Source organism: Streptomyces sp. SID1328, from assembly GCF_009865595.1.
Classification (GTDB): Bacteria; Actinomycetota; Actinomycetes; order Streptomycetales; family Streptomycetaceae; genus Streptomyces; species Streptomyces griseoluteus.
The window spans coordinates 1-18,759 of the sequence record NZ_WWKH01000078.1; the positions used below are offsets into that span (position 1 = coordinate 1).

Genomic DNA, 18,759 nt, shown 5'->3' on the forward strand with positions numbered 1-18,759 from the left:
TCTTCGACCAGGTCGACCACGTAGTACAGGTGGGTGCCGACGAGGCCGTACCAGCTGCGGTTGGGATGGGGATCGGCTGAATCGCCGGGCGCCAGGCGGGCGGCGGCGGCCCGGACGGTGTCGGCGGTGAGCTGATAGGTGACGTCGCCGACGGTGAAGGCCGCCTGCGTGACAGCGGGCATGTGATTCCTCCAGGGGCCGGGGCATGGCAGCAGCCGCGTAACCGCACCACTGCGGCCGGGAAAAGTGCGTCAACCGACCAGCCCCTACTGGAGCGCCGGCCGGTCGTTTCACGTCAGTGGCGGTGTCCGCCGTGGTGGCCCCAGGAGGCGTCATCGACGAAGCGGCCATGGTCATTGCGCAGGGTCGCGGTGTCGTGGTCGTTGTTCCACACGTAGGCCCGACGGTCCTGGAAGAGGTCGGTGCGGGTGTCGCGGCCCATACCCTTGTGGATGCGGACCGTTGCACGGCCCGCATCCCGGTCGCAGGCGACGGCCATGCCTCGCCACCGCCTCGTCCTGGCCGAACTCGGCGCCTGGGACGAGCTTGACCGATCGCGGTGGGCGGTCGACTTCATCAGTGTTCGGGCCAGAGGCAGTTGACGGCAGCGGGCCGGCCCCGTATGGGGCGCCCCGCCTTACCTCAGCCGCCGCGGATCGTGCAACGACAAGACCCCGGACAGCTACCTCGCCGGCCTCCACCTGCGCGCCTCGAGGATCTGGATCAAGGAACTCACCCGGACCCCCCATTGATCACGACTCGTTGAGCGCCTCTAGCGGCAGTACACGTCCCCGTCGGGTCGCTGACCGGTGGCCAGGAAGCGGGAGACGGTGCGGTCGCCGCAGGCGTTGCCATTGGCGAGGTAGGCGTTGTGGCCGGTGGAGTCGACGGTGACCATGACGGCGCGTGTGCCGAGGGCCTGGCGGAGTCTCCGGGCGCCGCTGAGCGGAGTGGCCACATCACGGGCGTTCTGCACGAGCAGGATGTCGGACGGGCCTTGTCCGGTGACCCGTACCGGGGACCGCCGCGGCGGGTACGGCCAGGCGGCGCAGACCATCGCGTTGCGGGGCATTCCTGCGGTGAGCGGATGCAGGCGGCGGCTGTCGGCGACGGCCTTGCGATAGTCGGCCGTCGATGTCGGCCAGGCCACGTCGTTGCAGATCGTGCCGATGCTGACCGCGGCGAGGTTCTGCAGCGCCTGGTCCGGCGGCTGTTGCGGCGCGGGAGGCACCGTGCCGTGCCGGGCGGCCAGCATCAGCTTGGCCAGGGCGGGGAAGCGGCTGGGTGCGTAGAGGCTGTCGAGCATGGTCTGGCGCAGCACGTTGCCGTTCAGCTCCGGGGGGTTGGCGCCCGGCCAGGGGAGCGGTGCCCGGTCGAGGCGGGCGGCGAGACGTAGGAACAGCGGCCGTACCTCGTCGGCGGTCGCCGCGACCCGGTCGGGATTGGCGGCGGTCGCGGCCCACCGGGCGAACTCCGCGAAGGTGTCCTCCACCCCGCGCTCATACGCGTGCAGCCAGCCGCGCTCGACCAGGGCGGGATCCGGATCGTCGTTGCTGTCCAGCACGATGCGGTCGGTGTGCTGCGGGAACCGCTGGCTGTAGACAGCGCCCACGTACGTGCCGTACGAGACGCCCCAGGCGGCGAGCCGGTGTTCGCCGAGCGCGGCGCGGATGCGGTCGATGTCGTGGACCTCGTCAAGAGTGCTGATGTGCCGGATCAGCTCGCCCCCGTTGCGCGCACAGGCCTGCGACAGCCGGCGGGCGGTGGCCACGTTCCCGGTGATCGAACCGTCCGGGGCCGGCCAGGGACGCAACGTCGACGTGGCGAGGTCGGTGTGCCGGAGGGCGCAGCTGACGGTGGTGGACGGAGCGAGCCCACGCGGCGCGAAGCCGATCAGGTCGTACTGGTCCCGCACGGCCTGCGGCAGCTTCTGCCCCTTCCCGGAGGGGTCGGCGAGGCTTGTGTTGCCCGGCCCGCCCGGAATCAGCAGCAGTGCCCCGCGCCGGGTGTCCGGCTTCGCGGCGGGAATCCGGGAAACGGCGATGTCGATCGTGCGGCCGCCAGGGTCGGCGTAGTCCATCGGCACCTTCAGCGAGGCGCACTGCTGACGCGCATCGAGCCCGTCGCCCGCGCACCGGGTCCAGTGGAGGGCGGGGGACAGGGGTGCCGCTGTCGCGGGAGGGGAGACGCTCAGCGGAGTAGCGAGGCCGAGGAGCGCCGCGGAGACGGTGAGCCAGGCGGCTCGTGAACTTCTGCTCTGCTTCATGCGGACGAGCCTCGCGGATTCGGTGGTCCGCTCACATCCGGTGAACCCCCCTGCTGATAAGGGGGCTTACTTGTTTGCCGAGAGGCCGTCATGAAGTCCGTCCGCCGCTCTCGGCAGCGGATGAATCGAGGGCCGGGCTCCGCCTGCGTGCCTCGATGATCTGGATCAAGGGTCTCCCCCGGACCACCGGTTGATCACGACTTTATACGCACCCTAAGGGCTGTCCCGTAATCTTGCCCTGCGATGATCTTGACCGTGTCAGGTGTGATCACGGCATCCGAGTCGTCCTGGATAGCCCCGTTTACCGGGCTGAGCCCGCGCTCCTTCAGTAAGTTGGTGACACATCTGCGTCGTGAGGGTGCCGATGCCCCAGCCCGGGGACGGTCGTGGAAGCTGCCGCTGGAGGATCGGGTGCTGCTGGTCGCCGCGTACAGGCGGACGAACTTGACGATGCACTGGCCCCGCTGTTCGGGGTGTCGAAGTCGGCCGCGGACCGAGTGATCGACGACATCGGGCCGAGGCTCGCGCTGCATCCCCGCCAGCGGTTCGCCAAGGACGCAGTGCTGATCGTGGATGGCACCCTGGTGCCCACACGTGACCACAAGGTCGCCAAGCAGTCGAAGAAGTACCGCTATTCCACCAACCACCAGGTAGTCATCGACGCCGACACCCGCCTGGTCGTGGCGGTCGGCCGGCCTCTGCCGGGCAATCGCAACGACTGCCGGGCCTGGGCGGAGTCAGGCGCCAAGGACGCCGTCGGCAACACGGTGACCATCGCCGATGGCGGCTACCCAGGAACCGGGCCCGTGATACCGCACCGCCGCCGCAAGGGAGAGGATCTCCCTGACTGGAAAAAGGCCCACAACAAGTCCCACAAGCAGGTTCGCGCCCGCGTCGAGCATGCCTTCGCCCGTATGAAGGCGTGGAAGATCATGCGCGACTGCCGCCTGAGAGGCGACGGCGTGCGCCATGCAATGCACGGCGTCGCCCCCCTACACAACCTCGCTCTCACGGGATGACCGCGCCGCATGCGGGATCTGAGAGGCCCACCGGAGACGGCTCTGCGCCTCGCAGTCTCGGAGGGACTCAGTCGAGGCAGAACTCGTTGCCCTCAAGGTCCTGCATCACAATGCAGGACTCGTTCTCGCCGTCGGCACGCATCGTTCGCACATGTACCGCACCGAGCGCGACCAGTCGTGTGCACTCGGCCTCAAGTGTGGCAAGGCGCTGCTCACCCACGAGCCCGATACCGGCCCGCACATCGAGATGCAGCCGGTTCTTGACGACCTTGCCTTCGGGAACTCGCTGGAAGAGCAGGCGCGGACCCACGCCCGAGGGATCAGTGCACGCGAAGTAGATCGCCTGCTCCTCGGGCGGCAGCGAGCGGTGGTACTCCTCCCACGTGGCAAAGCCCTCCGGGACCGTCGGTACGACGTACCCCAGTACCTCACACCAGAAGGCGGCGAGGCGCGCAGGTTCCGCGCAGTCGAAGGTCACTTGGAACTGCTTGATCGTTGACATCGGCGCACCCTACCAAGGGTGCCCCGCTGCCCTTTTCCCAGGTGGATCCCCATGCCGTCGAGATGTCGACCCATCCCCTCCGAAACCTGGTCCGGATCGGACACCAGGCGATCAAACCGAAGAGGCCACGAGAAGGACGCCACCGTGGCGCGTAGCTGCGTGGCACAGGCCCACCGAACCGCTCGTCGGGCCGGACGTCGATTGTCGAGTCGAATTCCCTGAGCCGTTCCAGCGCCCCCCAATGGGTGGTCGCCGGACGCCCGGTCAATAGGCCGGCTGCGGCGAAGACCAGCGAGCCGTTGCACACGCTCGTCATGACCGGAACCGACCGGCGCTGGCGGCGGACCCACTCCAGGTGCTGGCTGTCGTTGAGCCGAGGCCGGGTTCCCCGACCGCCGGGATACAGCAGAACGTCTAGCGCGGGCATATCGTCCCTCGAGTAGTGCGATCCGAACGGGAAGCAGCGCCTGCACGCGCTGTAGACGGTGGTTCGTGCAGCATTCCTACGCGCGTCCGCCCCAGGCTTGATGGTGGGAGGCCACGTGCCGCTTCATGCGTGGGGGCGTGCGGGTCTGCTGTGCGGACTGGAGGAGAGGAGGAGACTGTCAGTGCCCGACGCCGACCATGCCTGGCACCAGCATGTTTGCCCTTGCCTGCTGTCCTGCCGCGCGCCGGGCTAGCGGAGGAACGCCTCGGATGCGGTCCATAGGCGTGCCGCGTTGTCGCGGTCGAGTGCGTAGGGGGCGACGCCGGCGACGGCGCCGGCGCGTTCGGTGACGGGCTGGGCCTCGGCGCAGTCCTCGTAGTAGAGGCCGGTGACGGCGGCCACGGTGGGTGAGGCGGCCATCAGGACGGTGGTGGCGGCGCCCTGTTCGACGGTCTTGCCCGGGGGCAGGACGAGTTCGCCGGCGGCGAGCATCCCGGCCACGGCGTCCATGTCGGTGTTGCGGGCCAGGCCGGTGGCGGCGATGTTGCCGGGCATCACGGCGTTGGCGGTGATCCCGTAGTCGGCCCAGCGTTCGGCGGCGCCGACGGCGAACAGGGCGGTGGCGGTCTTGGACTGGCCGTAGGACGTCCAAGGGTCGTAGGGGCGGTAGCGGTAGTCCAGGTCGTCAAAGGCGACCGGGGAGAAGAGGTGGCCGATCGAGCTGACGGCGACCACGCGGGCGCCGTCGGCGGCGGCGAGTGCGGGGCGCAGGCCGGTGGCCAACGCGAAGTGGCCCAGGTGGTTGACGCCGAACTGCCACTCCCGGCCCTCGGGGGTACGGGTGATCTGCGGCGGGGACATCACGCCGGCGTTGTTGACCAGGATGTGCAGCGGGCCGCTCCAGGCCGCGGTGAACGCCGCGACCGACGCCAGGTCGGACAGCTCGATCCGGGCCACCGACAGCGTCCCGGCGGAGGACGGTAGCTCGTCCCGCAGACGGGCCGCCACGGCGGCGCCCGCATCGGGGTCGCGTACGGCCAGGGTGACGTCGGCGCCCGCCGCGGCGAGCGCGCGGACCGTCTCCACGCCGATACCGGAACCGGCACCGGTGACCACGGCGCGGCGGCCGCGCAGATCCACTCCGTCGAGCACCTCGGCGGCGGTCGAGGTGGCTCCGAAGGCGTGGGACTTCTTGGATGCGGACATGAGAGAGGACTCCTGACGAGTTCGTGTGGGGGGGGAATGCGTGGAGCGTGCCGGCCCGGTCAGCCCTGGGCGGTTCGGGAGACGTGCTGCCAGTCGGTCCAGGTCTGCAGTCGCTGGGTGTAGAGGGGTTCGATGATCTCGATGGGTTCGGTGCCGAAGAGCACGCGCAGCGGTGGGTTCTCGTGGTCGACGATCTGCAGCAGGGCGGTGGCGGCGTCGGCAGGGTCGGCGTACCGGGCGTTGCCCAGGCGGGCCGTGATGGCCGTGCGGACCTGGTCGTAGGCGGGGTTGGGGACGGCCTGGGTGGCGGAGGAGCCGGCCCAGTCGGTGCTGAAGCCGCCGGGTTCGACGACGGTGACCTTGATTCCGGCGCCGCCGACCTCCTGGGCGAGGGCCTCGCTGAAGCCTTCGAGGGCCCACTTGGAGGCGTGGTACGCGCCGAGGGAGGGGAACGCGGCGACGCCGCCGACGGAGGATATCTGCACGATGTGGCCGCTGCCCTGCGCGCGCAGGATCGGCAGGACGGCCTGGGTGACCCAGAAGGCACCGAACAGGTTTGTCTCCATCTGGTCGCGCAGCTGCTGCTCGGTGATTTCCTCGATCATGCCGAACATGCCGTAGCCGGCGTTGTTGACCACGACGTCGAGGCGGCCGAACTTCTCGTGCGCGGCGGCCACCACGGCGGTGACGGCGGCCTTGTCGGTGACGTCGAGCGCCAGTGGAAGGACCGCGGCTTCGCCGTACTTGGTGACCAGGTCGTCCAGTGCGGCCGTGTTCCGGGCGGTCGCGGCGACCTTGTCCCCGCGCTCGAGCGCGGACTCGGCGAACGCGCGACCCAGACCGCGGGACGTACCGGTGATGAACCAGACCTTGCTCATGACTTCAATGCGCGACCGCCCCGCCGACGAGCCGCTCTGGGACTCCCTGACCGTAATCCTCACAGGGTTCTGCGAGAGCCTGCGCGACGGCATGCCGCTGCTGCGCCGCCTCAAGGCGCAGTCACCTGCCTTCGCCCAGTCGGCGCAGAACTTCGGCGAGCAGTTCTTCTCCGACCTCAGGAGCTGGGTGGCGTCCCGGACCACCGGGCCCGACGGATCGGCGGGGGCGGCAGGGTCCGACGAGCTCACCGCAACCCTGCAGCTGAACATCGCGGTGGCCGCCACCCTCACGGCGTACGAGACCTGGCCCGCGGACGAGTCCTTCGACGGATTCGTACGGCGCCTGGAGCGCTGCCTGCGCCAGACGGGCCCCGGTACGGCCGAGAGCTGACGGCCGGCCAGAGACCCGGTGGACCTGGGCCGCGATCACCCTTATGACCAGGCGAGTCACCCGCCGAAGTTCCCGCATAAGCGGACAGCCGACCTCCCGCGAAGCGCAACGGGACTGATCGTGTTGGCATTGGCGGTCACCAGCGTCTCTGGGAGACGCCGAAGCCGCGGAGCCGTGCCGATCCTCCTACCGCCGTCACGAACGCGTCAGCCCAACCAGCGAAGCGAGCGCATCCGCAGCGCCGCCATCTATCAATGGCTCCCCAGTGAGGGCGGGCCGCGCCCGCCCTCACACAGGCTTCGAAAGATCGCTAGGACTCCGGACCCATGTACTGGGTTTTGCTCCCGAGCCGGAGCCTCAGATGTTGGCCAGGGTGCGGTCGAGGAGGGGGAGCAGACTGTCCCAGTGGCGCTGCAGCGCGGCGGGGTTGAAGGCGTCGGTGTCGGACATGGTGAAGCCGTGGACGGTGCCGGGGTAGATCTCGGAGGAGTAGTCGACCTTCGCGGCGTCCAGGGCCTGGTTGAGCTCACGGAGGGCCTCGGGCGCCATGTCGCCTTCGGCGTGGCCGAGGTGGACCTGGGCGGTGAGCTTGGCGAAGAGGTCGGGTCCGTCGACGCTTACGGGGCCGTGGAATGCGGCGAGGGCGGCCACTTGGCCGGGGTGGGCCGCGGCGGTGCGCATCGCCAGGAGGCCGCCTATGCAGTAGCCGGTCACCGCGACCGGTCCGGCGCCGACCTCGGGCCGGGTGGTGAGGAAGCTGAGATAGGCGTCGGCGTCGCTCAGGACACGTTCGGCGGTGTGTGCCTCGATCAAAGGCATCACCTGTGCCATGAGCGCGGGTCGGACCTCTTCTCCGATGTGCTCGGGAAGTTCGATCACCGGTGCCGGGCCGTGTCGGTAGAAGAGGTTGGGGACGAGCACGTAGTACCCGTGCCTGGCCAGTTCGCGGGCCATCTCCCGCAGGACGGGCCGGATACCGAAGCCGTCCGCGTACATCAGCACCCCTGGGTGCCGCTCCCCACCGTCGGGGAAGGCGGCGAAAGCGTCGGCCTGGCCTTCCGCGGTGGGAATGTGCAGCGTCTTGATGGGCATGAGTTCTCCTGTCGTGGTTGACGTGTCGAGTTGTGATCAACACGACAGGAGGCGGAGCCCGCGCAGCAGCGCCAGATCCTCGACCCGACAGCGGGCCAGCACCGGCCCGTACGGCGCTCAGAGGAGCGCCGGGTCACCAATCCGTGTGTGGCGCAATGCCGTCCCGGTAGTCATCGCCGCACAACGTAGCCCACCGGACAGGATCGATGCCAGCCCCTCAAGTACACAGTGCTGTTCGCGGATCTCGGTCAGTACCTCTGATCCTGAACCCGGTCGACGCCGTGCCCGTGACAGCGATACCGATCTTGCTTCTACATGGTCCTCACCACCCGCGCGAACTGGCCGCCCTGCTCCAGCTCCGGGCGATCGCCCTGCACGGCGTGCGCACCACCATCGGCGGCGGCCGATCCCCCATGCTCACCACCAGTTGTCCACACGGGCCAATTACAACACTCAGTCACAGTGTGACTTAGCGCCGTAGTTGGCCCTCTAGCGGTCTACTTGGCCCACCTGACCGTTCTAGGTGCCCCGTAACGCGACAGGAGCACCCCCTGGCTTGCGTTGATTTCCTTGCGGAGGCCGGGGGCACGCTCAGCACAGGACAGTGGTTTGCGACGATGCCCAGGTTGGAGAGGTCGGCACGCACGTTGGCGAACGCGCGATAGAAGCCAGCCACTACGGGCTGACGAAAGAAGCGGGTGGGACATGCAAACGCTGGTGGAGGGGACTGTCACGGAGGCACTGCGCGACAGCGGCGACGAGGTGATCCGTCTGTACGTAGCCGCCTGCGCCGAGCGCATGGCGCCGCTGTTCATAGGGCTGCGGGCGGGGGTGCCAGGGCGGGAGGCCGACCTGGACTTTTGCGTGCGGTCGGTACGCGACCTCTGGCACACAGGCCAGCCGCTGGCCGATGCTGCTGAGCGAGTAAGCGTGCTGGAGCGGTTCCCCGAACTTCAGCCGAGCGAGGAGGGGATCACCGGTGTCGCTGACACCTACGCCTTCTTCGGCGCCCTCGCCTTGCGGTATGCCCTGTTGGCCCACGGCACCGGAGATCCCCGTGATGCGGAGGCCTGTGGCCACGCGGCGCTCACCGCGATGGGAATGCTGGACCAGAACCTCGCTGGTGCCGGCTTCAGTGCCGAGGAGCAGCGGCTTCAGTCCCGCTCGGCGACCGGCGACGCCGCTGGTCTTCGGGAGGTCAGCGTGACAGCGGGACGGGAGCGGTTCCGGGCCGTGCTGGGTCGTACAGGGCAGGGCGGAAGCTGAGCATCGTAGTTGTCCGTACTGGCCAAGTAGACCGCTCAGTCACAAGCACGACACGATCACCGCAGACCTGGTCCACGAACTACTTCAGGAGCAGCATCCGGACTTTGCAGGGCTGGCCATCCGTGAGGTAGCCGGCGGGTGGGACCACCAGCAGTGGCGCCTTGGGAACGAGTTGGCCGTGCGCATGCCGCGCACAGAACGCGCCCCGGATCTTCAGCGCAAGGAGTGTCGGTGGCTGCCGGTTCTGGCTCCGCGCCTGCCGCTTCCGATCCCGAACCCTGTACGGATCGGTGAACCGTCGGCGCGCTTCCCGAAGCCTTGGACCGTCATGACGTGGGTTCCGGGCGAGCCACTGGACTACATCTCGATCAGCCGCGGCGACCACGCGGCCGACACCCTGGCGGCCTTCCTCAGGGCGCTCCACCTGGCAGCCCCTGCTGACGCGCCGATCAGTGAGGACCGCGGCGACCATCCCAAGAAGTGCACGGACGGCTTCGACCACTTCTTCCATGCCGTCGTCCCCGACGTCGGTGGTCGCCCGCGCGCACGCGACGCATCTGCTCTGGCATCGGCGGCTGGCCACAGACCTGGGCTCTCCCCTGAACGACGGCTCGCTGGTCTGGCTCGGTGCCTCACCATGGCGGCGGCCGTGGCGGCCGGCGGCATGCTCCGCGATCTCACCGTCGGCGGCCGTCTTGTGCTGAACGGGGTCGAGTGGAGGGTCGAGGCGATCGAGCCGCAGCAGGCCGGTTCCGTCTGCTCCGTGCCGTCCGGCCGTGTCGGCCATGTCATGTTGGGGTTCGTTCCGGCTTGCGCGGCCTCGGGTGCTGCTTGAACCGATGCATTCGACAGGTCCTTGCCGACACAGTCGTCGGTGGCCGAGAAAGGGCGGCACGGGACAGTCCGCACTCGCTCGTCCGTCCAAGGCCGGAAACCAGGCAGAGCTGGCGAGGCCCCAGGGGGAGGGCTCCTGCTCAGCGTCCCGAGTCGCGGAAGACCGCGCTGGCCCGTAGACCGGATATATGAGCAGCGATACTCCAAAGGCCCATCACCCCGGGGAGATCGTCTCCGAGTCGGGGATCTACGAGTGCGACTGTGCGCAGCACCACGCGTACAGCACCGACGTGAAGGGCCACCGGTTTCCGCCCCTTCCCGACGCGTGCACTGGTAGCGGCTGGACACTGAAAGCGGCCGCACATCCCGAGTCCTGACCGAGCGGGACGGGGCGCTTCGCCCGCCGATGGAACGGGTCAGCCGCGGTAATCTCCTCTGCGGTTCGGCGCGTAAGGCCGAGTCGGGGCGTTCGGGACGCGCCACACTTCACCTTGCTCGTTGAGGCGGATGGGGCCACCAGCGGGTATCGCCGGGTGCGTCTGATTCTGTGAGCGCGTCCAGGGCAACTTCCAGTTCATCTGGCTTCCGCCGTGTCTGAGACGCACCACGCCCGCCCGGCGAGTGTCGCGGGCGGGCGCAGTGCGGGTGCTGGCTCAGGCAGCGGTGATGTTCTCCGCCTGGGGGCCCTTCTGGCCCTGGGTGACATCGAAAGTCACCTTCTGGCCTTCCTGGAGCTCACGGAAGCCGTTGCTGTTGATGTTGGAGTAGTGAGCGAAGACATCGGGGCCTCCGCCGTCCTGCTGGATGAAGCCGAAGCCCTTTTCGGCGTTGAACCACTTGACGGTTCCGCTGGCCATTTCGTCCTCCGGGGAGTAGACGTCGGTTCCCGCACCGTGCGGGAACCGGAGGTGATCGCCCTGGTCCTCAGAGACTGTGAACAGCAGAATCGCCCGTGCAATTGCCCACGGGCGACCGGTACTTCGGAACCATGACAGCTAGCCCTGACGGTACACCCGCAGTCCCACACTCACCACAGAACGCTGTCGACAGGAGCACAACCCATGCGGATCAGCGGCGCGACCTGGCGGCCAAAGACAGGTTGTGCCCAGGATGCGGCAGGTGCACCAGAACGGGTGCTGCGGAGCGCGGGAAGGCTGCGGCCGCCGCTGATCACATGTCAGAGCTGTATCGAGGCCGGCGATCCGGCTGATCGCACGCGTTCCCGAACCTGGGGGCGAGGCAGGCACACGCAGGAGTGGACGAACTGGACCCGGCAACCGCGACCACGCGACACTTCGACAACGGGGCCTCTTGATTCTCGCTGGACTCGACAACCGCGAGCTACCAAGAGGCCCCTCTTCCATGCCCCGTCATCGGTCAACTCACCCGATCCAGGACTCTGCTCGAACCCAGCCGACCACGCGAGCGGTCGTATGGGGCGTCGCGGGACGGCTCGTCTTCGAGCAGCTGCAGAACCGGCTTCACCGGCACGGCGGCGGGGCGGCTAGGGCGGCTGAAGAGTGGCTGGCCCACTTCGTCGCGGTCGATCTGCTGCGGCTGTCCGGGAACGACACGACTGGATGGCCGTATCGCCGACGCAGGGCCGCGCTGGAGTCCGTGCTCGCCGCCTGCTGGCTGTCGGCCCCGTGGGTTGCCTGTCGACGACCGATCCGGGCACCGTGCGTGAGTGGCGGACGTGGGCGCCGGTCGCCGGGGGCGCTGGTCGTCGGCGGGTGGTCATGGTGAAAATCGCCTGACGTGTCGCCGGGCCGATGTCGGGTTCTGCAGCGCCGCACGCCGCGCTCGCTGGTGTCCGCTTTCGATCGGTCAGCGTGCGGCCGAGTATGCCGGCCCACATGGCAGGGGCTGATGCGGCGAAGTGATGTCGGACAGTGGCGAAATCGGCGGGCCGCGCGCCTAAGGATGGATGGCTTTTCGCTGGCCTGTGGCGGCGGACCGTGCGATCGCGTCAAGGAGTCGGTGGCGCTTGACGGCGTGGGTAAAGTCCGGGGCGACAGCCGTTCCGTGGGTGAGGTCGTCCCGAATCGCGGCGTAGGCGTGCGCCAGCGTGTGATTCACTGTTTCGGCCAGGCCGGGATAGTCGTCGTAACCGCTGGGCAGCGTGATCTTCGTAGGCCGACCGCCGCCGCGTGTGCCACGCACCGTGACCGGACCGATGTGCGGGAACTCGGCGGCGGTAATCTCGAGTCTCCCCTCCGTGCCGTCGATGATCAGAGAGAACCCTGCATCCGATGCCGCGCCTCCACGATGGTGGACGGACAGGATCGCCCCGCCAGCCACGGTGCCCGAGACCGCGATCTGGTCCTCGGCGGTCATCGGAACGACCTGCCCGGTACACCCGAGGGGAACCTGGTGGCGCTGAGTCGCGGTCGTAGCGACCACTTCCTGAAGCTCGCCGACGACCATCGACACCAGGTCGATCGCGTGTCCGAACGCAATGGTCAGCATCGTGGCCCCGAGCTTGCGGTCGAGCGTGTAGACCATATTCGCAGACACCGGAGTGCCCCATTCGGTCGAAGACGCCACGACGGTGGCAGAGAGCACTTCCCCCACGAATCCTTCGGACACGAGGTCGGCCAGCCAGCGGAAGGCAGGCGAGGAGCGTCCCTGAAGACCGACGAAGGTGCGCGTCGTCCCGGCGGCACGCTGCATCTCCTCGGCCTCGCGCAGGTCGACGGCGAGCGGCCACTCGGAGAGCACCGGCACTCCCGCCTTGAGGACGGGCAACACGAGTCCGCGATGCTCGGGCACTTTGACCGCGACGACAACGAGGTCGACGTTCTCGTCGCCGGCGAGCTGCTCGACCGACGTGTACGCGGGTACGCCGTACGCCGCTCCTGCGGCCCGGGCCGAGGCTTCGGAGCTCGCCGCCAGCGCGCGTAGCTCGATCCCGTCGACGGCCCTCAGCGCGGGCAGGTGAGCCCCGGCCGCCCAGCCCCCCGTGGCGCTCAGGCCGACGATACCGACGCCGATCGGCTTACGGAGGTCAGGCACCGAGCTGCCGCCTTAGGGTCTCGGCGTCGTGCAGGGCCGTCATGTGCACGAACCGCCCGTCACGAACCTGATAGATGGCGTACTCGACGATCTCGAACGAGGCGCCGGTGGGAGCCACGCCGAGCCACTCCTTGACGGGCGTGCCCGTGTTGGTCAGACGGGCGGCCAGGCGATCACCATCGACCGCGGTCTCCCGGGGCTCCCAGTGGAAGTCCGGGACCGCGTCGAGGGCGTCGTTCAGCACAGCGATGACCTGGTCCCGAGTGCCCGGCTCGCCGTTCAGTGTGGTCTCGTCGTTGATGAACTCGTCCATGCGGGAGATCTCGTGGGCGTTGAGCGCCCCGATGTAGCGCAGGTAGAACTGGCGCAGATCGGTGCCGGCCATGATCCCCTTCTTCGACCCCCCGGAGCTGAGGTCATGCTCGATGTTTCGCGACGGCCCTTGACTGTTTCGTCGCGGTGATCGTCGGCAGGGGAGGAACCACTGCCCCAAACTTCTGTCCCGGACGGTACCGAAGTTTTGCCGTGCCGTCACGGCCCTCGTGCGCGGAGATGGTCGCACCGGGCGAGCGAAGGGGAAGGGGTGCAGCCGCTATGCAGGCCAGCCGAGCAACGCCGTCTCGACGATCTCATCGAGCTCAGCAGCACCGAGGCCGTTGGCGGCCTGCACTGCGATGCCGAAACCCATCGTCATGATGAACCGGGCAAGACGCCGAGGGTCGGCGTCGCGCGGAAGATCACCCTCGTTGACAGCGCGCCGGAAGCGCTCCTCGAGGCGCACCCCCGCATCGTTGCGCCAGTCGACAAGCAGGTCGTGGACGGCCCGGCTCCCGTCGCTCGACGCCAGCGCACCCTGCACGGTCAGGCACCCGGAGGGGCCGCCGGGAGGGGTCGTGGTCCGGACCGCTCCGCGGAGGAACGCCGAGGCCACGGCCCGTGCGGTGGGCTCCTCCAAGGCGCGCGTGGCGTAGGCGGCCGGCCCCGCGCCGTAGCGCTGGAGGGCCTTGCGGAACAACTGCTCCTTGTTGCCGAAGGCGGCGTACATGCTCGTCTTGGTGATCCCCATGGCGCCGGTCAGTTCAGCGAGGCTTGCACCTTCGTACCCGCGGGCCCAGAACACCTGCATCGCACGTTCCAGCGCCTGGTCGATGTCAAATTCTCGAGGCCGGCCCATGACGGCCCTACGGGAGTCGCCCATCCTACAAGCGTACCACCCGGTACAGATCCCCGCTGGCCAGCCCTTTCACTCGCGTAAGGTGGCGAAAGCAGTTCAGTACCAATCGGTCTTGATGTGCTAGCGTTCTGCACCGCCCGGTACTGATTGATCGGAAGGGAAGTCCCCGCCATGAAAACCGTGTCGCTCGGCAGCCTCGAGGTCTCGCGCATCGGTCTCGGAGCCATGGGAATGTCGGCGTTCTACACCGGCGCCGGCCAGTTCGACGACGAGTCGATCCGCACGATCCACCGCGCTCTGGACCTCGGGGTCACCCATCTCGACACCGCTGAGGGGTACGGCCCCTACATCAACGAGGAGCTGGTCGGCCGGGCCTTGCAGGGGCGCCGAGACGAGGTCGTGCTGGCGACCAAGTTCGGACTGATCTCCCACACCGGTGGCACGTCTCCGGACAGCACCCCTGCCAACATCCGCCTGGCCGTGGAGGGATCACTGAAGCGCCTGGGTACCGACTACATCGACCTCTACTACCAGCACCGGGTGGACCCCGGCACGCCCATCGAAGAGAGCGTTGGCGCGCTGGCCGAACTGGTGGCCGAAGGCAAGATCCGCCACATCGGCCTGTCGGAGGCCGGCCCCGCCACGATCCGCCGCGCGCACGCCGTGCATCCGGTCAGCGCGGTCCAATCGGAATACTCCCTGTGGACCCGTGACCCCGAGGCCGAGACCCTTCCTGTCCTGCGCGAACTGGGTATCGGCTTCGTGCCCTACTCCCCGCTCGGCCGCGGCTTCCTGACCGGCAGCATCCGCTCCCTGAACGATCTTGACGGCGACGACTGGCGCCGTACCAACCGCCGCTTTGCCGACGGCAACCTGGAACGCAACCTGCGAATCGTCGACGAGGTCCGGGCCGTAGCCGCCGAGATCGGCACCACGCCCGCGCAGGTCTCCTTGGCCTGGTTGCTCGCCCAGGGAGACGACATCGCGCCCATCCCCGGCACCAAGCGAGTCGCCCGGCTGGAGGAGAACGCCGCCGCCGACCACATCGAGCTCACTGCCCGCCACGTCGCGCGGCTGAACGACTTGCCCCGGGCATCCGGCGAGCGCTACGACGCGGACAACCTGGCTGCCATCAACCGCTGATCGAGCTGGGCCTTGAGGTGACGGTGTGCGGGAAGCTGGGACCGTTGCGGGCGAGATGCGAGAGCTGCAGAAGCTGAGCAAGGCGGAGCACGCGGGGCAGGTCCTGCGGGCGGTGCCAGGCCCGCTCCGCACCGAGTTCCGTCGCTGCCTGCTCATGGCCGGGCCGGGAGACCAGGGCATCGACGTGGGCGCCGATCAAGCGGGCGAGTTGGACAACCAGGCCGCCGACCGCCCCGGCGGCACCGACGGCCAGAATGCGCTCGCCGACGCTCAACTCCGTGGCGCGCAGGGCCTGCAAGGCGGTCGTCCCGGCCAGCGGAAGGGCCGCCGCGTCCGCCAACGGCACAGTGGCCGGTGCGGGTGCGAGCAGGTGGCCGGGCAGGGCGACCAGCTCCGCCCAGGTGCCGCGGCCGGTGGCGATCTGCGCGGACATGGCGATCACGTGGGCGCCCACCTCGTGGGCGGGGTCGTTGCTCGCGACGACCCGGCCGGAGATGTCCCAGCCGAGCGTCGCCGGCAGCGGCGGGCCGACCTCCCAGGCGCGGGTCTTCCAGTCCACGGGGTTGAGGCTGCCGGCCGCGGTGCGGATGAGGACTTCACTGGGGGCGGGTTCGGGTGCGGCAACCTCGCGGAGGGCCAGGACGTCGGGACCGCCGTGGCGGTCGATCTGGACAGCGCGCATGGTCAGAAGGGACCTTCCAGGCAGGGTGGGGGAATCAAACAGCGGTGCCCACTGGGGCATTGCCGGTGTGCTGCGCGGTCCCGGTTCGGGGCAGGACCAGGTAGGTCAGGGCCAGACCGCTGAGACTGAGTACGGCCCCGGCCAGGCCGGTCCAGCGCAGAGCGCCGGCGGCGACGATGACCCCGCCGAGAGCAGAGCCGGCGGCGGCGCCGAGGTTGAAGGCACCCACGTTGACCGCGACGGCCAACGTCGGGGCGGAGCCGGCGTGGCGCACGATCAGGCCCTGCAGCGGGGCGATGGTGGCGGTGGCCAGCAGGCCCAGGGCCAGGACCGCGAGAATGGCGGTGGGCTGCCAGGCAGCGGCAAACGGCATGGCCACCAGCACGCCGGTCAAGCCGCCGAACACCGCGCGCACGGTGGCGGACATGGACCTGTCGGTCAGCTTGCCGGCGGCCAGGTTGCCCAGGAAGCTGCCGGCACCGTAGGCGAACAGCAGAGCGGAGACGCCGGCCGGGGAGAAGCCGGCGATGCTGATGAGCAGCGGCGCGATGTAGGTGAAGACAACCGCGACGCCCGAGAAGCCGACCGCGGTGGTGGCGATGGCCAGCAGCACCGGCTTGCGGCTCACCACGCGCAGCTCGTCGCGCAGGCCGGCGGACGACGCCTGCTGCTTGGGCAGCACCAGCGCCAACAGCGCGATGGCGGCCAAGGCCAGCGCGATCAGCACCGCGAACGGGGCCCGCCAGTCGACCGCGTGTCCCAGCAGCGAGCCCAGCGGTACCCCGAGCAAGGTAGCGACGGTGAACCCGGAGGCCACAGTGGCGATCGCCGAGCCGGTCTTGTGCTCGGGCACCACGCTGGTGGCCATCACCAGCGCCAACGCCAAGAACGCGGCGTGGCTGAGCGAGGAGACCACCCGCCCGGCCAGCAACATCGTGAACGAGGGGGCCAAGGCACTGAGCGCGCTGCCCGCAGCGAACAGCAGCATCAGCCCCAGTGCCAGGGGCTTGCGGGGCAGCCGTGCGGTCAGCATGGTCACCGCTGGCCCGCCGATCACCACGCCGAGCGCGTAGGCGGTCACCGCCTGCCCCGCAGTGCTTTGCGACACCTGAAGATCCGCGCCGACCTCGGGCAGCATGCCCGCGACCAGGTACTCCGACGTACCGACAACGAAGACGCTCGCGCACAAGGCCGCGAGCGAGGCAGAGTTCCTACTCATGCCGGGGAAGTTAGAGTCTCACATCGGTGTGAGAGTCAAGTGGCGTTGCCCGCCCGGGACATCCATGAGGAGGACGACGTGCGAATCGGTGAGCTGTCCCGCAAGACCGGCGTACACGAACGGTTGCTGCGCTACTACGAAGAACAGCACCTGCTCCAGCCCGAGCGACGGCCCAGCGGCTACCGCGAATACAGCGAGGCGGACGTGGACACCGTGCGCCGCATCCGCAGCCTGCTCGCCGCCGGCCTGAACACCGCCACCATCGCGACGATCCTGCCCTGCCTGCGTGACGAGGGCGAACGCCTGGTGCCGACCTGCTCCGACCTCCTCGCCGACCTGACCAAAGAGCGCGAGCGGATCACCAAAGCCATCATCGATCTGCAGACCTCCCGCGCCGCACTCGACAAAGTCATCGCCGCCGCGCCCGCCGATGTCGCAGAATGCGCGACAAGCGGCGCAACAGCCCGCTTCACACGGGCATGACCGCCACCAGCCCCGAGTAGCGCTGCCACCGTCAACAACGTCCTGACTCGCAGCAACTAGATGAGCCCCACAGCCTCCGAGCAGTACGCCGCACCACAAGGAGTCACCGCGATGACGCCGCCGGAACGCATCCAGCTCGATGGCCGCTACGGGCAGAACCACCGGCACGTCCGAATGCTCGTTGCCGATCACCGCCGTCTGCACAAGCCGTGAGTCACGCACCGGCGCCCCCAAATGGATCTGGCCGCTCACCGTGTGGCGGGCAACCCGGCGAAGGCGGCTCCTGCGCCTTTCGGTGTCGCTGTCCGAGGTCGATTACTTCCTCGTCGAATGCTCGAAAATCTATGTTGGCCGGAGTAGACATTGGGCTGCGGTGTGGTTATGGTTCCTGTCGTAGCTCGAAGAGATCGAAGGGCCCGGCAGAGACGAACTGCCGGGCAGCAGGACCGTAGTACCCGCAGTTGCAGTGCGTAGGACGGTGCGGTGGCGGAGTTTCGAAGCCAGGTTGGTTGCAGGACGGCGACGGGACTGGTGACCGGACCGGGTGGCCCGCAGTGATCAGGGGCCGCCGTGAGCAGTACCCGTAGGAAGTCCAGTTCGCAGTACCCCAGCAGTGAAGTCAGCGAGCAGTACCCCGGTGAAGGCGTCGGCTGCGGGCGCACGCACCGGGAGGTTCGGCAGTGGGGTTCTAAGCCAGAGCAGACGCAGGATGGGCAACGGGGCTGGCTGCCGAAGTGGCGCTGGAAGAGGCCACCAGCAGGACGCAACACCGGCAGTACAAGCAGTTGGCAGTAACAGCAGTACGCAGTTCCCGTTCGGTAAGTGATTGATCCCGAGGGAAGAACGGAGGAGCCAAGCGCCATCAGGATCGCCCGGACCCCACGCGAGTCCGGGTACCGCAGGACATCGACAGTGAGGTGGTCTCCGGTCACGCATCCGCGATCCCCGCGCCCCCGACCACAGTCAGGTCGGGCGGGCGGAAACAGAAGGCCGACGCAGGACTGGGGTCGGCAGATGGTGTAGCAGTTCCTTCGGGGCCCGGGTGCCAGTGCGGCACTCGGGCCCCTCCACGCGTTCCACAGAGAGGTGCAATGACAGCTGACGACTCCTTCGGCCGTCTCGATGACGACGATTACCCCGCCTACACGATGGGCCGGGCCGC

Annotated in this window: 16 protein-coding genes and 4 pseudogenes; 6 read left to right on the top strand and 14 right to left on the bottom strand. The window is 68.7% G+C overall.

The features are described from left to right. From GT030_RS02230 to GT030_RS02240, 3 genes and pseudogenes are all read right to left on the bottom strand, one after another. A pseudogene (locus tag GT030_RS02230) lies at positions 1-182 on the bottom strand (hypothetical protein); the annotation flags it as partial. Positions 183-295: 113 nt separating this feature from the next. Continuing rightward, a pseudogene (locus GT030_RS02235) lies at positions 296-472 on the bottom strand (lamin tail domain-containing protein); the annotation flags it as partial. Between the two features lie 300 nt (positions 473-772). Beyond that, entirely contained in the window at positions 773-2,266 is a 1,494-nt protein-coding gene (locus GT030_RS02240; RefSeq protein ID WP_161199564.1) for an alpha/beta hydrolase, read from the bottom strand. Between the two features lie 255 nt (positions 2,267-2,521). Between GT030_RS02240 and GT030_RS02245 the strand changes: the two are divergent. Beyond that, a pseudogene (locus GT030_RS02245) lies at positions 2,522-3,285 on the top strand (transposase). Between the two features lie 67 nt (positions 3,286-3,352). On the opposite strand, the gene GT030_RS02250 reads toward GT030_RS02245, so the two are convergent. The 4 genes from GT030_RS02250 to GT030_RS02265 all read right to left on the bottom strand — a co-directional run bounded on the left by GT030_RS02250 (position 3,353) and on the right by GT030_RS02265 (position 6,298). Next, complete coding sequence (locus tag GT030_RS02250) at positions 3,353-3,787, bottom strand: VOC family protein (RefSeq protein ID WP_161199565.1); 435 nt, start codon at positions 3,785-3,787, stop codon at positions 3,353-3,355. Continuing rightward, positions 3,714-4,214: a DJ-1/PfpI family protein gene (locus GT030_RS36100; RefSeq protein WP_237522161.1), complete on the bottom strand. Its 501-nt coding sequence runs from the start codon at positions 4,212-4,214 to the stop codon at positions 3,714-3,716. Before GT030_RS36100 ends, GT030_RS02250 begins: the two co-directional genes overlap by 74 nt. 249 nt (positions 4,215-4,463) lie before the next feature. Beyond that, entirely contained in the window at positions 4,464-5,420 is a 957-nt protein-coding gene (locus GT030_RS02260) for an SDR family NAD(P)-dependent oxidoreductase (protein WP_161199566.1), read from the bottom strand. Between the two features lie 59 nt (positions 5,421-5,479). Continuing rightward, positions 5,480-6,298, bottom strand: coding sequence for an SDR family NAD(P)-dependent oxidoreductase (locus GT030_RS02265; RefSeq protein WP_161199567.1), 819 nt, complete (start codon positions 6,296-6,298; stop codon positions 5,480-5,482). Here GT030_RS02265 and GT030_RS02270 point away from each other — a divergent pair. Beyond that, positions 6,297-6,689 carry a hypothetical protein gene (locus tag GT030_RS02270; RefSeq protein WP_161199568.1) on the top strand — a complete coding sequence of 131 codons (393 nt, stop codon included), beginning with the start codon at positions 6,297-6,299 and terminating at the stop codon, positions 6,687-6,689. The genes GT030_RS02265 and GT030_RS02270 overlap by 2 nt on opposite strands. A gap of 357 nt (positions 6,690-7,046) precedes the next feature. On the opposite strand, the gene GT030_RS02275 is transcribed toward GT030_RS02270, so the two are convergent. Continuing rightward, positions 7,047-7,781, bottom strand: a complete 735-nt coding sequence (locus GT030_RS02275; RefSeq protein WP_161199569.1) for a dienelactone hydrolase family protein — start codon at positions 7,779-7,781, stop codon at positions 7,047-7,049. Between the two features lie 705 nt (positions 7,782-8,486). Here GT030_RS02275 and GT030_RS02280 point away from each other — a divergent pair. Together GT030_RS02280 and GT030_RS02285 are read left to right on the top strand one after the other, a co-directional pair. Then, positions 8,487-9,047 carry a hypothetical protein gene (locus GT030_RS02280; protein ID WP_161199570.1) on the top strand — a complete coding sequence of 187 codons (561 nt, stop codon included), beginning with the start codon at positions 8,487-8,489 and terminating at the stop codon, positions 9,045-9,047. Between the two features lie 55 nt (positions 9,048-9,102). Then, positions 9,103-9,570: pseudogene (locus tag GT030_RS02285) on the top strand (phosphotransferase); the annotation flags it as partial. Between the two features lie 964 nt (positions 9,571-10,534). Here the strand turns inward: GT030_RS02285 and GT030_RS02290 are convergent. From GT030_RS02290 to GT030_RS02305, 4 genes are all read right to left on the bottom strand, one after another. Then, on the bottom strand, positions 10,535-10,738 hold the full coding sequence (locus tag GT030_RS02290; protein WP_161199571.1) for a cold-shock protein: 204 nt from the start codon (positions 10,736-10,738) through the stop codon (positions 10,535-10,537). 1,060 nt (positions 10,739-11,798) lie between these two features. Beyond that, positions 11,799-12,896, bottom strand: coding sequence for a Gfo/Idh/MocA family oxidoreductase (locus GT030_RS02295; protein WP_161199572.1), 1,098 nt, complete (start codon positions 12,894-12,896; stop codon positions 11,799-11,801). After that, positions 12,889-13,281 carry an ester cyclase gene (locus GT030_RS02300; RefSeq protein WP_161199573.1) on the bottom strand — a complete coding sequence of 131 codons (393 nt, stop codon included), beginning with the start codon at positions 13,279-13,281 and terminating at the stop codon, positions 12,889-12,891. Before GT030_RS02300 ends, GT030_RS02295 begins: the two co-directional genes overlap by 8 nt. 207 nt (positions 13,282-13,488) lie before the next feature. After that, on the bottom strand, positions 13,489-14,094 hold the full coding sequence (locus GT030_RS02305; protein ID WP_161199574.1) for a TetR/AcrR family transcriptional regulator: 606 nt from the start codon (positions 14,092-14,094) through the stop codon (positions 13,489-13,491). A 147-nt stretch (positions 14,095-14,241) separates the two neighbouring features. On the opposite strand from GT030_RS02305, the gene GT030_RS02310 reads away from it, so the two are divergent. After that, positions 14,242-15,213, top strand: coding sequence for an aldo/keto reductase (locus GT030_RS02310; protein WP_161199575.1), 972 nt, complete (start codon positions 14,242-14,244; stop codon positions 15,211-15,213). On the opposite strand, the gene GT030_RS02315 is transcribed toward GT030_RS02310, so the two are convergent. Beyond that, positions 15,203-15,895, bottom strand: a complete 693-nt coding sequence (locus tag GT030_RS02315) for a hypothetical protein (RefSeq protein ID WP_202459590.1) — start codon at positions 15,893-15,895, stop codon at positions 15,203-15,205. The genes GT030_RS02310 and GT030_RS02315 overlap by 11 nt on opposite strands. 34 nt (positions 15,896-15,929) lie before the next feature. Continuing rightward, positions 15,930-17,114: an MFS transporter gene (locus tag GT030_RS02320; RefSeq protein ID WP_161199576.1), complete on the bottom strand. Its 1,185-nt coding sequence runs from the start codon at positions 17,112-17,114 to the stop codon at positions 15,930-15,932. Positions 17,115-17,192: 78 nt separating this feature from the next. Between GT030_RS02320 and GT030_RS02325 the strand changes: the two genes are divergently transcribed. After that, positions 17,193-17,597 (top strand): MerR family transcriptional regulator, encoded by a 405-nt coding sequence (locus tag GT030_RS02325; protein ID WP_161199577.1) that lies wholly within the window; start codon positions 17,193-17,195, stop codon positions 17,595-17,597. Positions 17,598-18,759 lie beyond the last annotated feature (1,162 nt).